Raw genomic sequence first — 13506 nt, 5'->3', positions numbered from 1 at the left:
TCATTCTCAATATTCCTATTATAGCGACGTGATAAATTCGAGTCAATTTATGACGAAACATGGCATGTATTTTAAATCAGGAAATAAATCCATTTTTTTCTGGTTTATTGATATTATATTCCAACAAAAACTCCCCTTTTATCCAAAAGGAGAGCCTTTAAATGCTGATAATGTCATATAATTCATAAAATTAGTAGCTTTCAATGACAGGATATCATTAACCATTTCATGGAGCTGCGGCATGCCTTTCTTCATATATTTGTCATTTACACAGTTCCAGATTTCTTCTGGTGTCACATGTTCATAGCCGATTAAATGGAATTCTTCCGCTTTACTCTGACACAACTGTGCAATGATTTCGTTCAATTCTGGATCTATCATTCGTTCATTCGTCATTTCAGTGATCCCTCCTTGCGTGTCTTGGAACGAACTCATCATTTATACATCCTTACTGATTCGATCTCCCCTCTAGATTATCCTGCTTTTATCCTGCTCTTTCTATTAGCTTATCCAAAATATTGTTCACAACGGTTGGACATGTCGCGGATTCCTTGCGCATAAACATGTAATGGACAGCCTAGAGCTTGACTCATAGACCATTAAAGTAAAGGAAGAGGGATCTCCGTTGAGCAAGCTAACAAAACAAACCAAACAATCATTTATTAAAGGCACGATGATATTACTCGCTGCCGGTATCTTCAATCGAATACTCGGCTTTATCCCTCGCATTACATTACCGCGGATCATCGGCGCGGAAGGGGTCGGGCTATATCAATTAAGTTATCCCTTCCTCATTGTCATGATCACGATTATTACAGGCGGTGTGCCTCTAGCGATTGCCAAGCTTGTAGCGGAAGCAGAATCCCAAGGAAATCATGCTCGTGTGAAGCGCATTCTCTCCGTGTCTCTGTGGTTTACCTTCGCCATCAGTATTTTGTTCACCATCTTATGTATTACGCTCGCCCCTTGGATTACGCAGCATCTTTTGACGGATTCGCGCGTGTATCTGTCCTTCTTAAGTATGAGTCCTATGATTGCGATTATCGGCATATCCTCCGTTTTTCGTGGATATTTTCAAGGGAAACAAAACATGATCCCGACGGCATTGTCTAGTATCATAGAGACACTGGTACGTATAATAGCCATTCTTCTTTTCGCCTATCTCTTGCTTCCTAAGGGGTTGGAATATGCTGCAGCTGGAGCGATGTTAGGGGTACTTGCAGGAGAACTATGCGGATTTATTACATTACTATGGCAATATGCAGTAAATAAAAAGCGGGAGCGCCCAACAAAGTCTGCTTATGAAGCCGATGAATCCCTTGATTTCAACCAATCTTCACAACCTATGGGCGTCCTCAAACGTATCCTTGGCATATCGATTCCTGTTACCGCAGGAAAGCTCGTTGGTTCTTTATCTTATTTGTTCGAGTCCATTCTGACGGCACAAAGTCTGGCGATTGCGGGCATCGCTACCGGAATTGCAACCGCACAATACGGCGCACTTCAAGGCATGATTATGCCGATCATTTTGCTGCCCGGAGCGTTGACTTACTCACTTGCCGTGTCATTGGTTCCTTCCTTATCCGAAGCTGCCGCGCGAAATGATATGAGGACCATCCATAAGCGGCTGCATCAGGCGATGCGCTTAGCTCTTGTATCCGGAGCGCCCTTTGCCATTATCATGTATATCCTTGCCGAGCCCTTATGTGCATTATTGTACAACAATATCGAAGTCGCCAAAATGCTGAAGATGATGGCACCCGTTGCACTCTTCATCTATTTACAGTCGCCGCTTCAAGCGGCGCTCCAAGCATTGAATAAACCTGGCAAGGCCTTGCTCAATACTTTTATTGGAGCGGCCATCAAACTGGTATTAATTGTTCAGCTGGCTTCGAATCCGGAGTTTGGTATTTACGGCGCATTAATAGCCATTATGGTCAATATCCTAATCGTTACGATCATGCATTTTCAAAGTATCGTACAGGTATTGCACATCCGCATTCCATGGCTTGATTTCCTGAAAATTATAGCTTCGATGTTCATTATGGGTGCTGCAGTTCAATTTATATACCGCCATCCCATTCTTCAAATGGATGCATGGGCAAGAATGTTAATCGCCTGTGTTGCAGGTGTCGTCATCTATTTACTACTCATGGTGATCGTAAAACTCATTGATCGGGACGATTTAACACGTGTACCTCTTTTGAAACGTTTTTTCAAAGCCTAATCCGACTCCTTGTGGTCTATAAATAGCTGGCCCTTGTGGTCAATCGTACAGAAGAATATTTCTTTGAAATCACTTGCCCCTTTGGCTTGGATTTGGTTCTTCAGCCAGAAACGCGTCTTACTGATTTTCTCGAGATTCTCATCTTGGACTTTCCCGTCCATGATTAATGGCAAAGGGAGCGATACATACCGAATTTCACCCGAACTAGGTATCGGATTTTTCGAGCCTTCTTTTTCCTGCGATGCATTGGAATTTGAATTGGCCTTGGATTCGCCTTGTTGATCTTTCAGAATCACGCTGAGTTTCCCGGTTGTCTCTAACATGGCAAATTGCACATCGTTTAAGTTCTCTACTTGTTGTTCACGAAGCTGCTGCATCAGATCATCTAGCGTGTATCGCTGTCGGCGCATTTCTTTCATATCCAGCTTACCGTTATTGATAAGCATGCTAGGTGAACCATCAAACAATACACGAAGTGTGCGGTTTTTGAGCGAGATAAAAGCAATGCTCACTTGGATGACCAATAACGTTAACATGGGCAGAATGCCGTCCCATATCGGACGTTTGGTATCTTCAACAACGAAGACAGCACTCTCCGCGATCATAATCGAGATGACTAAATCGAACACCGATAGCTTACCGATTTCGCGTTTCCCCATGAGACGCATCACAAGAAATACAATAAAGTAAATGAGCGCCGTACGAAAAATAACGATCAGACTTTCCATCGATCTTTGCCCCCTCGATAATTTATTGCAGGCTCTTCCCATGGTATTCTGACCGAGGTCTTCCTGCCTCATGCAGGAACCTGGTTTTAAATTAATGGAAATGTCTTGTCTTCCCTTGTACTATTTTGGACGGCTTGACCATAGACTGGTCTTAATCAATGGTTTAGAACCTATAGATACAGGAGGAAATTTCGTATGAATCCGATTAACCGTGTCTCGAAATTCCACATTTCTAGTCCGATTCTATCCGGTTTAACGTACGGATTTGTCTGGTTAACGCTCGGAGCACTTGCTTTATCCATGCTCCTCTGGCTCAGTGGGATGCAAGAAGATAACCTTCCGAAGTATAGCTATATTCTTCATGGTTTCTCGCTCTTTATTGGAGGGATGACCGCAGGGCGACGAGCTAATCGTCGTGGATGGTATTATGGGGGGCTTCTAGGTATCCTTTATTGCCTGATCATCATGCTCATTAGTTTCCTTGCTTTTGATGCCGGGTGGCGTATTTCAGTCTTTGTTATGCTTACAGCAGCATTCTCTGTGGGCGCGTTAGGTGGAATTCTTGGTGTAAATATGAAAAGAGCCTGACATTTCTTCCTTTCAAAAATGTGCTATAATGGTTCAGGTTATAACAACTGAATCTGATTAGGAGGAAATGCACTTGGTACTTTTTCAATCCATGACCACTGTAAGTTGGCTGACGGCCGCTGCTTTCATCCTACTTATGTGGTTCGGATCTATGAAAAACCCAATCACAATAGCGGGTATTTTCATCCGACAGCTCTTTACTTCTAGAACATACTTATTTCATATCCTAGCGCTGGTCGCCATCTTGGTCCTAAATAACGTGGAATTAAAAATAGAAAATGCCATGAATTTGCAATGGGATTTCACCCCGTTTATTCATCAGATTGAAGGCAACTTCGTACATCATTTTCAACAATGGTTCCGAAATGATTGGGTTACGACGATCGTTGGCTTTTTTTATGTCGTTATTTTTCAAGCTCTATTACTATCTTCACTTAGTATTTATACAGCGGAAAAGAAAAACCAAATGGTCTATGCAACGGTCTATGCAGTTATGATAAATTATATCATAGCCATTCCATTCTATTTGTTCTTCCCTGTCAACGAAGTATGGTCGTATGCACCTGCACAAGTACAGTTCCTTATGTTGGACATCTTCCCGAACTTTGAACAGCAATATCGTGCATTATCGGGACTGAACAACTGCTTCCCAAGCCTGCATACATCCGTATCTGTCACATTAGCGATTCTTGCCATTCGTTCAGGCAATAAAAGATGGGCCATCTTCTCCACAATCAGTGCGGTTATTATCGTGTTCTCGATCTTCTATCTCGGGATCCATTGGTTAACCGATATGATTGGCGGACTTGTTCTAGCAGGCACCGCGTCAACGCTTGGCTATTGGTTGGCTCATCGCAACACGCTTCGAAGCCCTTCAACGCTCTCTGTTCCAGGACGCGAGGGAGTTCCGAAGCAGCCTTTAGATCAACGTTAATCTAAACTATATACACGCCAAAAAAGAGTCTTCCAGAAGAAGACTCTTTTTTCATGCATTCCATCCAATATTAGGAAGCTTCTGTTGATTTCGTTACGGTGCTAATTGCACTGCGATCGAATGTCAATTTGGTTGAATCGTTCACAAGAAGTACGACAATATCATCGGTTAGTTCTAAAATCGTACCATGTAAACCACCGATGGTTACAATACGTTCGCCTTTTTTAATGGCACTCAGCATGGAGTTACGAGTTTTTTGTTTCTTTTGTTGTGGACGAATAAGTAAGAAATAAAAAACAGCGAACATCAGTACAAACGGTAAAATCATGCCCCAAATACTGCCGCCCCCGGTTGCCGGTGTATCAGCTAATAACATCGTTTTCCCCCCTTTCAATTAAATCCTGTAATCTATGTAGGTGGATCATTAGAACCCGCTTTCATTGTCCTTCATTCCGTATTGTTCAAAGAATTCATCTCTGAAATCCAGAAGACGATCTTCACGGATGGCTTGTCTCACATTCCGCATCAATTGAATCAAGAAATGAAGGTTGTGGTATGTCGTTAGACGTAATCCAAAAGTCTCATCGGCTTTGATCAAATGTCTGAGATACGCACGAGAATAATTTTTACACGTATAGCAATCGCAATTCGGATCTAGCGGACCAAAGTCACGAGCATACTTCGCATTGCGAACGACAAGTCGCCCTTGGCTCGTCATGGTTGTCCCATTGCGGGCAATTCGAGTAGGTAACACACAATCGAACATATCCACACCGCGAATCGAACCTTCTACCAGTGCATCCGGTGAACCTACCCCCATCAAATAACGAGGTTTATTCGTAGGCAACAATGGTACTGTATAGTCTAGTACTTCATACATCAGGTGCTTCGGCTCTCCAACACTTAATCCACCAATAGCATAACCCGGGAAATCCAACGAAGTCAAATCTGCAGCGCTCTGTCTGCGCAGATCTTCATACATTCCGCCTTGTACGATGGCGAATAATCCTTGGTCCTCTGGACGGGCATGGCTCTTCAAGCAGCGTTCTGCCCAACGTGACGTACGTTCTAAGGAATGCTTCACATACGCATGTTCCGCAGGGAACGGCGCACATTCGTCAAAGGCCATCATAATATCGGATCCAAGCGCATTCTGAATTTCCATGGCCACTTCGGGTGAAAGGAATAGCTTGTCCCCATTCAGATGTGAACGGAAATTCACGCCTTCTTCTGTAATCTTGCGCATTTCACTTAAGCTAAATACTTGGAACCCACCGCTATCCGTTAGAATCGGGCGATCCCAATTCATGAACTTATGGAGTCCTCCTGCTTCGCGAACGATGTCATGTCCAGGACGCAAGAACAAATGATACGTATTACTTAAGATAATATGCGCATCCATTTGCTTTAATTCTTCCGGACTCATCGTCTTTACGGAAGCTTGCGTGCCTACAGGCATGAATGTCGGCGTTTCGATGACACCATGCGGCGTATGTACCCGGCCTAGTCGTGCGCCGGATTGTTTACAGGTCTTAATATGTTCGTAAGTTATTGCAGCCATTTTATCGCTTCCTCTTATGCCGTTAGTAGATAAACATCGCATCGCCAAAGCTAAAGAATCGGTATTCCTGTTCAATCGCTTCTTGATATGCGTTTAATATATGTTCCCGTCCTGCGAGTGCACTCACTAACATGACGAGTGTAGATTTGGGTAAATGAAAGTTCGTTAACAAGGCATTCACGAGCTTAAACGTATAGCCAGGGAAAATAAAGATCGATGTCCATCCACTACAAGCTTGAATCGGTTCATCGCCGAAACGCGTACCCACGGTTTCTAAGGTACGGGCTGAGGTTGTCCCTACGGCTACAATACGTCCGCCTCGATCTCTCGCAGCTTGCAGCTGAGATGCTGTTTCTTCCGAGATGGAGTAATATTCCTCATGCATAACATGATCTTCAACGCGATCCACCGACATTGGACGGAACGTCCCCAGACCTACATGAAGCGTGATATAAGCTATATCTACGCCCTTCGCTTGAATAAGTTCCAAAAATTCTGAAGTAAAATGCAATCCAGCGGTTGGAGCAGCAGCAGAACCTTCATGTTTGGCATATACCGTCTGGTATCGTTCTTGATCATCCAGTTGCTCCTTGATATACGGCGGGAGCGGCATTTGACCTAGGCGATCCAGAATTTCATTGAAGATGCCTTCATATGAAAAGCGCAGCACGCGCGCGCCCATGTCACCTTCGGATTCAACCGTTGCGGATAATTCCTCACTGAATTGAATCACGGTACCCACTTTAGCACGTTTGGCTGGCTTCACAAGTCCTTCCCAACGATCCTCGCCTACGTTTTTCAGCAGCAAGACTTCCATCTTCGCTCCAGTATCCGGCTTGGAACCCATAATGCGCGCCGGGATGACACGCGTATCATTTAAGACAAGCGTGTCACCAGGCTGTAAGTAATTGATGAGATCGGTAAATACGTGATGTTCTACGTTGCCTGTTGCTTTCTCTAGGGTTAATAATCTGGAACCTGTCCGATTCAGCAAAGGCGTCTGTGCAATTAAATGCTCTGGTAAATGAAAATCATATAAGTCCACATTCATAGTTCCACTGTCAGTCCTTAACAAGATTGATGTCTTTATAATAGTATTGCAATATTTTTTGGTAATCATACCCTTGATCTGCAAGGCCTTTGGCACCCCACTGGGACATCCCTACGCCATGCCCGTTCCCTGTTCCAATGAACCGATATCCAATGGATCCTGTAACGACACGAGCTCGTTGATCCGCGCCCATGAACAGGTTCGAATTGGCTTGGAGCGCCGCTTTCCCGGCATTCGTGATCGCTTGTACGGTACCGTTACTGCTCGCGACTGTTCTATTTACCCCGTCAGCACCTAATATAGTATACCTGCCTGTTTCTTCAATATCAAATCGAGTACTAGGCAGTCCATTTAAGGCACTGCGTAAGGTATCCGGGTTCTTAACGGCTAATACCTGCCCATTCACCTTCACTTCGGTCACACGGTCTGAAGAACCTCGAGAAGATACTTCTAGCGAAGTGATTGGACCATTTACAGCAGAAGTTACTTTCCCCGTCATCGACTTCAACAACTCATCCGATGTATACGTTCCACGGACCCAATGCATCGTATTGGATTGAATCGTCCGTTCCAGCACGACCACTTGTGTGCCTACGGACACGACAGCCTCGGGCTTAACGTCCGATTGGATTAATGGGATGGGGCGAATGTTCGTATCCGCGGTATTGATCTTAAAGATGGGTAATCCCGCTTGGGTCTTCGTTCCCGTATCTTGCACCATATCCTCGCGAACATAACCTGTCGTTCCATCGTTCAGCATGACTCGGTACCAGTAAGGCAACCCATTCTCTGCAGCTTCATCAGGACTATCAACACTTACGAGGTATGAGGTAGGATTTCCCCAAATTTCCGCTGCATCTGCTGTCTTGCCTCCACTGTTCGAGGAATAGACAGGCTCGATAATCTTTCCATTCACCTTCATCACGATACCCGCCGTTGCATCAACTGCCGCGTTCGTATTCGGATGTTCCTTTTCCATGCCATAGTAGGCTTGACTTAGGGTGGTATCTACCACCTGTCCAATTTTAAATTTCATGCCTTGGAAAAGAGCATAAGATCGCGCTGCAACCGCTTGAGCTTTTAAGGTCTCCTGCGGCCATGAAGGCGAGACTTCCATTGCCACAACAGAATACAAATATTGTTCTAACGGTAATTCATTGACTAGCGCTAGACGATTATTATATGCGCTCACTTCAAGACTTCCGCGATATGTACGTTTACTTCGTTCGGTTACTTGGATGCCTGCGTCACTGCTATTCATCCATATCTTCTGATCTGCATCGCCGCTGACATAATAATGCGGAATGGCATCTTGCCCTGATGCATAAGTTGTTGTTGCGTCGTCCCGCACGATCAAAGATACGCGAGATGTGTCCACAGGCTGCAATGCCACGCCTGGAATTTTCTGTGCCGCGTCACTCTTCAGGGCACTCAGTTCAGCCGCATCCGATGCTTGTCCTACCCATACGTCAAAACGCAATGCACCATTTCGATCCTTCTGTAGCGCGAGCATGGCATCTAATCCCGCGTCGAGAGCGCTTTGCTGTACGGCAGCTGCTTGCTGTTCTGAACCATAACTTCCCGCAGAATAATGTAAATTCCCCGTCACAACCGGCTTCCCATTTTTATAATAAGCTGCGAGCGTCGAATCACTCGTCATACGATCACGAACTTTGGCCGCTTCCGCATTCGAAGCATAATCGCCAAGCACGATTTGGTAGCTCTTTATACCCTTGCGATTGACTTCGATGACTTGCGGAGCTTCCTTCATACTTTGGAGCCGATTAACAATGCCTGCAACTTCCTTGGTGTCCGACGTCTCCTGTACTTTCACCATGAATCTGTCCACACTGAATTTCACGGATTGATTGCTGCTTACATTCAACCAAGCATCAAAGCCAGCTCCATCCTTTACGCCAATCTGATACCCATTAGCTCCTGTCAGTGTAACCGTCGACTGAATCGCCTTATATTGCGTACCCAAATCAGCAAATAGAACAACTCGGATGTCATTCGATGACATCGCTGGCGCCTTTGTTGTTGGGGTTGGCATATCTCCTTGATTCTCCGTCTGAATTGCAGCCTCATCCGCTTGTGCGAGTGACATGGGCACCATCGATAATGATAATAGTGCCGCTAATCCCATTTTTCCCATGAAAGAACGAGATTTCCCTCTCCCTAGTAAGTACATTACGTTCCTCCTATAGCTTTTACTTGTTGTGTTCTGTTGGCACCGGAATGCCAAGATGTCGATAAGCTTGTTCTGTCACGATCCGACCGCGAGGTGAACGCTGTAAGAAACCAATTTGCAATAGGTAAGGCTCATACACATCTTCGATGGTCTGGCTCTCTTCCCCAATCGTTGCAGCAATCGTGTCCAGTCCAACCGGACCTCCACGGAAATTCTTAATCATCGCTGTCAGCATCTTATAATCGATTTGATCCAGTCCTGCTTCATCGATCTGGATCATCTTCAAGGCTTCATTCGCGATTGGAGCCGTAATAATGCCATCTCCTCGGACTTGTGCAAAGTCGCGGACCCGCTTCAATAGTCGATTTGCGATCCGCGGTGTCCCACGCGACCGCAGCGCAATCTCTTCAGCCGCATTTCCGACAATCTGCACGTTAAGAATTTCCGAAGCACGCGATACGATAAAAGTCAGCTCATCGACCGTATAATACTCTAAGCGGCTGACAACGCCGAACCGGTCCCGTAAAGGGGCAGACAACAAGCCCGCCCGAGTCGTCGCTCCGATTAACGTAAACGGTGGCAGATCCAATCGCACGGATCTGGCACTTGGCCCTTTGCCGATCATGATGTCCAGCGCGAAATCCTCCATCGCAGGATACAGCACCTCTTCCACCGTCCGGTGCAGACGATGGATCTCATCAATGAACAATACATCGTTCTCCTGCAAATTCGTCAGTAACGCGGCAAGATCACCAGGCCGTTCGATCGCAGGTCCCGATGTGGTGCGTAAGTTAACGCCCAGCTCATTGGCGATGATATTCGAAAGGGTCGTCTTCCCTAAGCCCGGGGGTCCATAGAGCAAAACATGATCCAATGCCTCTTTACGCATCTTCGCAGCTTCAATATATACTTTTAAATTCTCTTTGACTTGCCCTTGTCCGATATACTCAGCTAAATACCGAGGGCGAAGGCTCAACTCCACCGCTTGATCTTCCATCATCAAGTTCGCCGATATGATTCGATCATCCATGACAGTCCTTGCGCTCCTCTCCATCTTCTATAATTATGACGCTCTAAATGGCATAAACGTTGCACAAAATAGGCCATTAGCCTTTAAAAAGGAGCTGTAAGGCCCGCTTCATTAAGGCATCTACCCCATCTGCATCTGTTGCAGCATCTTTCATTGTATGCCACACACGATCGAGCTCGGCTTCGGTATATCCCAAAGCCTTGAGCGCTTCCTTCGCCTCAGGCCAAGCGCCGCCGCCAAGTGCTGTATCGGTGGCTGTTCCCATCAATAAACCTCCGGCTGTTAAATCCAAGCCTAATCCTACATGATCGAGCTTATCTTTCAGATCCAACACCATCCGCTGTGCCGTCTTTTTCCCGATGCCTGGAAGCTTCGTAAGGAACGCCAAATTCTCTTGTTGAATGGCGGCAACCAGCGTCTCCGGACGACCACCAGCTAGAATACCCAGCGCAACCTTTGGTCCAATTCCCGACACGTCCAGCAGCCTACGGAACAACTTTTGTTCTTCCCGTGAGCTGAACCCAAACAGCAGGATCGCATCCTCACGGACATGATGATGAATATAGACCGTAACGGGTTTATCGCTTTTCGCAAAAAAATAAGGATTGGGACAAAATACCCGATACCCTACACCTTGCACATCCAATACAATATAGTCTGTCTCTAAATGCGCTACTCTTCCATGCAAATAATCAATCATAACGTAATACCTCGGCTATTTTATTATTTAGGGTGCTTGAATGCGCATGACATACGGCTACCGCGAGGGCATCTGCCACATCATCCGGCTTCGGAATCGCCTTAAGCTTCAAGAACATACGAACCATTTCCTGAACTTGCTTCTTCTCCGCTTTCCCATATCCTACAACGGCTTGCTTCACTTGAAGCGGCGTATATTCTGCAACAGGGATGCCACGCTGTACTGCGGCAAGAATCTGCACGCCGCGGGCTTGGCCAACGGTAAAGGCTGTTGTCACGTTCCGATTAAAGAACAACTTCTCTAACGCCATCGCATCCGGTTTATATTTATCTAATAATTGCAGGGTTGCTTCGTATACTTGTAGTAGTCTTTCTTCCGTTGGCGTATGCGCCTCCGTCTGAATACATCCGTACTGGACTGGGGTTAATTTACTGCCTTCTTTGTCGATAAATCCAAATCCAACAATCGCAATCCCCGGGTCAATTCCTAAAATACGCAAAAAAAATCTCTCCCTCATCTAACAAAGCGAACATATGTATCCACTTTATTATAACAAAAGATCATGAGGAAGAGAACTTATATATTTTCCAATCCGATTTACAATTTCGGGGCAAAAGCTAGCTTTAGCATCGGTGGAGTCACCAGCGTGGTTAAGATGACCACAATCACGAGAGGGGTAAAATAGGCGGGAGCAAGCAATTCTGATGCGAGTCCTGTCGTTGCGATAATGAGGGCAACTTCGCCGCGGGACACCATTCCAGAACCGATCCCGATGGAGGAACGCCACTGAAACCCGGTTAAGCGTGCGCCTAAGCCCGACCCGATCAGCTTCGTCAAAATTGCGACGATTGTAAAAATCACAATAAACCACACTTGACTACCGACCCCTTCAAAACGTACATCTAATCCGACACTCACGAAAAAGATAGGCACAAAAATGGCATAAGCGATCGGCTCCAATCGGTGCTCTACATCTTGTTTATATGGCGTCTGCGAAATGGAGATTCCCGCTGCGAATGCGCCAATGATCCCTGCAACACCGAGCATTTCAGCCACATAGGAGAACAAGAAGCATAAGATCAATGCCCCGCTGATCAGGGCTTCCGTGACGCGTAAAGGTGCGAAGAATCTCATGACCCAAGGAACAGCGAAAATCCCCAGTACCCCTGCACCCACAAAATAGATGACCTTTTTCGCGATGATAATTCCTAGGCTTGCATGCTCCTCTCCGGTTCCTAATAAACTCATCATGAAGGCAAGTAAAATGACAACGAGTACATCATCGACGACCGCAGCTCCAAGAATCGTGGTCCCTTCCCGCGTACTCAACTGATTCAAATCTTTCAAGGTTTGTACAGAAATGCTGACCGATGTCGCACAGAGCAGCAGCCCCATAAACAAGGCCTGATTGCTAAATAATCCAAATCCAATACTCGCCCCGTATCCCCCGATAAAAGGCAGGATAATTCCGCCGATGGCAACAGCTAAGGCAGACTTCCAGTTCTTGCGAAGCTGGTCCAAATCCGTCTCCAGCCCTGCAATAAACATCAGGAGAAGCACACCGATCTGCGCCAGCTCCTTTAAGAGATCTCCACGATCAATCCACCCCAAAAGTGCCGGCCCAATCACGATACCAGTGATTAATTTCCCAAGAACCGCCGGTTGTCCTAACTTGACCGTCAAATCCCCTGCCAACTTGGTACACACAAGAATAATGAGTAATTGAAGAACCAATTCCATGTCCACGCCTCCAACTTAAGCTGCCATTCACATCTTTATTCTGCCCAAAAAAAAGAGGACGTTCTCACGTCCTACGTCCTATATATCTACGGTTCTTGGTGTTTCATCACTTTCTCTGTCTGTTCGATAGCATAGTCGCTAAAGGTGGATAGAACACTATTGTATTCATCCACGTCACTAACTCGAATCCCTTGATGGAGCTCTTTTAATACCGATTTCGGCAATGAACTTTCCATAGATTCAATATCTACTTGGAAAAATGTTCGCATGACCTTCTCTTTTTTCGGCGGGCCTTCATATAAGGTTATATTTCCTTCTTTATCCACGCCAATAAAACCATTTTCCTTGCAAGATGAGGAGATATCGTCAATCTCTTCCGTCAGCCACACTTCCCCTGCTTGATCCACATGCCCGCTCCACTCTGGGTGTTGAAGCATTAACTGGATAATCGCATTGGCATTCATGAGACCTAGTGATAATGTCTCCTTGTCGGATACGTATTGACGCGTCAAATGGACTTGACGGTCCTTCTCATCTTCTTGCAGCATCTTCATGACCGTATTCGACGATCCTCTATCTGATGTATGGTAACCCATGGCTAGAAGCGTCATGAGCACGATTAACAAACCTAATGATAGTAAGGGACGTTTGCCACGGCGCAGACGTTTTTTGATTTGCTTCCAAATGTTAAACAAAATCACGTTTATCCCCTTCGATCCTAATTTTCCCCTAGTGTAGCCACAGATGCTTGGATTT

General features: G+C 45.7%; 14 protein-coding genes. 3 read left to right on the top strand and 11 right to left on the bottom strand.

What is annotated here, in order from left to right; all coding sequences use genetic code 11:
• Window positions 1-138: 138 nt before the first annotated feature.
• Window positions 139-396: a post-transcriptional regulator gene (locus BVG16_RS06510; RefSeq protein WP_078497723.1), complete on the bottom strand. Its 258-nt coding sequence runs from the start codon at window positions 394-396 to the stop codon at window positions 139-141.
• Window positions 397-625: 229 nt separating this feature from the next.
• Here BVG16_RS06510 and spoVB point away from each other — a divergent pair, with 229 nt between their 5' ends.
• Window positions 626-2227, top strand: a complete 1602-nt coding sequence (gene spoVB / locus BVG16_RS06505) for a stage V sporulation protein B (RefSeq protein WP_269845580.1) — start codon at window positions 626-628, stop codon at window positions 2225-2227.
• On the opposite strand, the gene BVG16_RS06500 is transcribed toward spoVB, so the two are convergent.
• Entirely contained in the window at window positions 2224-2955 is a 732-nt protein-coding gene (locus BVG16_RS06500; protein WP_078497722.1) for a DUF421 domain-containing protein, read from the bottom strand. The two genes, spoVB and BVG16_RS06500, sit on opposite strands and share 4 nt — an antisense overlap.
• Before the next feature lie 195 nt (window positions 2956-3150).
• Here BVG16_RS06500 and BVG16_RS06495 point away from each other — a divergent pair, with 195 nt between their 5' ends.
• Window positions 3151-3543 (top strand): TIGR04086 family membrane protein, encoded by a 393-nt coding sequence (locus BVG16_RS06495; protein ID WP_078497721.1) that lies wholly within the window; start codon window positions 3151-3153, stop codon window positions 3541-3543.
• Between the two features lie 73 nt (window positions 3544-3616).
• Window positions 3617-4477, top strand: coding sequence for a phosphatase PAP2 family protein (locus BVG16_RS06490; protein WP_078497720.1), 861 nt, complete (start codon window positions 3617-3619; stop codon window positions 4475-4477).
• A 70-nt stretch (window positions 4478-4547) separates the two neighbouring features.
• On the opposite strand, the gene yajC is transcribed toward BVG16_RS06490, so the two are convergent.
• From yajC to BVG16_RS06445, 9 genes are all read right to left on the bottom strand, one after another.
• The gene (gene yajC, locus BVG16_RS06485; RefSeq protein WP_078497719.1) at window positions 4548-4853 is read right to left on the bottom strand and encodes a preprotein translocase subunit YajC; all 306 of its coding nucleotides are present in this window, start codon (window positions 4851-4853) and stop codon (window positions 4548-4550) included.
• 48 nt (window positions 4854-4901) lie between these two features.
• The gene (gene tgt / locus BVG16_RS06480; protein ID WP_078497718.1) at window positions 4902-6038 is read right to left on the bottom strand and encodes a tRNA guanosine(34) transglycosylase Tgt; all 1137 of its coding nucleotides are present in this window, start codon (window positions 6036-6038) and stop codon (window positions 4902-4904) included.
• A 22-nt stretch (window positions 6039-6060) separates the two neighbouring features.
• Complete coding sequence (gene queA, locus BVG16_RS06475; protein ID WP_078497717.1) at window positions 6061-7089, bottom strand: tRNA preQ1(34) S-adenosylmethionine ribosyltransferase-isomerase QueA; 1029 nt, start codon at window positions 7087-7089, stop codon at window positions 6061-6063.
• 10 nt (window positions 7090-7099) lie between these two features.
• Complete coding sequence (locus BVG16_RS06470; protein WP_078497716.1) at window positions 7100-9280, bottom strand: SpoIID/LytB domain-containing protein; 2181 nt, start codon at window positions 9278-9280, stop codon at window positions 7100-7102.
• 19 nt (window positions 9281-9299) lie between these two features.
• The gene (gene ruvB / locus BVG16_RS06465) at window positions 9300-10310 is read right to left on the bottom strand and encodes a Holliday junction branch migration DNA helicase RuvB (protein WP_078497715.1); all 1011 of its coding nucleotides are present in this window, start codon (window positions 10308-10310) and stop codon (window positions 9300-9302) included.
• Window positions 10311-10386: 76 nt separating this feature from the next.
• Window positions 10387-11010: a Holliday junction branch migration protein RuvA gene (gene ruvA, locus BVG16_RS06460; protein WP_078497714.1), complete on the bottom strand. Its 624-nt coding sequence runs from the start codon at window positions 11008-11010 to the stop codon at window positions 10387-10389.
• The gene (gene ruvC / locus BVG16_RS06455) at window positions 11003-11509 is read right to left on the bottom strand and encodes a crossover junction endodeoxyribonuclease RuvC (RefSeq protein WP_078497713.1); all 507 of its coding nucleotides are present in this window, start codon (window positions 11507-11509) and stop codon (window positions 11003-11005) included. The genes ruvA and ruvC overlap by 8 nt, the downstream gene beginning before the upstream one ends.
• Before the next feature lie 98 nt (window positions 11510-11607).
• A complete protein-coding gene (locus BVG16_RS06450; RefSeq protein WP_078497712.1) occupies window positions 11608-12750 on the bottom strand; it encodes a cation:proton antiporter in 1143 nt (380 codons plus the stop codon).
• 86 nt (window positions 12751-12836) lie between these two features.
• Complete coding sequence (locus tag BVG16_RS06445) at window positions 12837-13445, bottom strand: BofC C-terminal domain-containing protein (RefSeq protein WP_233146907.1); 609 nt, start codon at window positions 13443-13445, stop codon at window positions 12837-12839.
• Window positions 13446-13506: the final 61 nt, after the last annotated feature.

The sequence above is a fragment of the Paenibacillus selenitireducens genome (assembly GCF_002021565.1).
In the GTDB taxonomy this organism is placed as follows: Bacteria; Bacillota; Bacilli; order Paenibacillales; family Paenibacillaceae; genus Paenibacillus_K; species Paenibacillus_K selenitireducens.
The sequence above is the reverse complement of the archived record's forward strand: the minus strand, read 5'-3'. Positions and strand labels throughout refer to the sequence as shown.

Excerpts from the sequence above, each read along its gene's own strand:
- BVG16_RS06510 (WP_078497723.1), bottom strand. The coding sequence starts at position 396 with ATGACGAATGAACGAATGATAGATCCAGAATTGAACGAAATCATTGCA.
- BVG16_RS06500 (WP_078497722.1), bottom strand. The coding sequence starts at position 2,955 with ATGGAAAGTCTGATCGTTATTTTTCGTACGGCGCTCATTTACTTTATT.
- BVG16_RS06495 (WP_078497721.1), top strand. The coding sequence starts at position 3,151 with ATGAATCCGATTAACCGTGTCTCGAAATTCCACATTTCTAGTCCGATT.
- yajC (WP_078497719.1), bottom strand. The coding sequence starts at position 4,853 with ATGTTATTAGCTGATACACCGGCAACCGGGGGCGGCAGTATTTGGGGC.
- tgt (WP_078497718.1), bottom strand. The coding sequence starts at position 6,038 with ATGGCTGCAATAACTTACGAACATATTAAGACCTGTAAACAATCCGGC.
- queA (WP_078497717.1), bottom strand. The coding sequence starts at position 7,089 with ATGAATGTGGACTTATATGATTTTCATTTACCAGAGCATTTAATTGCA.
- BVG16_RS06470 (WP_078497716.1), bottom strand. The coding sequence starts at position 9,280 with ATGTACTTACTAGGGAGAGGGAAATCTCGTTCTTTCATGGGAAAAATG.
- ruvB (WP_078497715.1), bottom strand. The coding sequence starts at position 10,310 with ATGGATGATCGAATCATATCGGCGAACTTGATGATGGAAGATCAAGCG.
- ruvA (WP_078497714.1), bottom strand. The coding sequence starts at position 11,010 with ATGATTGATTATTTGCATGGAAGAGTAGCGCATTTAGAGACAGACTAT.
- BVG16_RS06450 (WP_078497712.1), bottom strand. The coding sequence starts at position 12,750 with ATGGAATTGGTTCTTCAATTACTCATTATTCTTGTGTGTACCAAGTTG.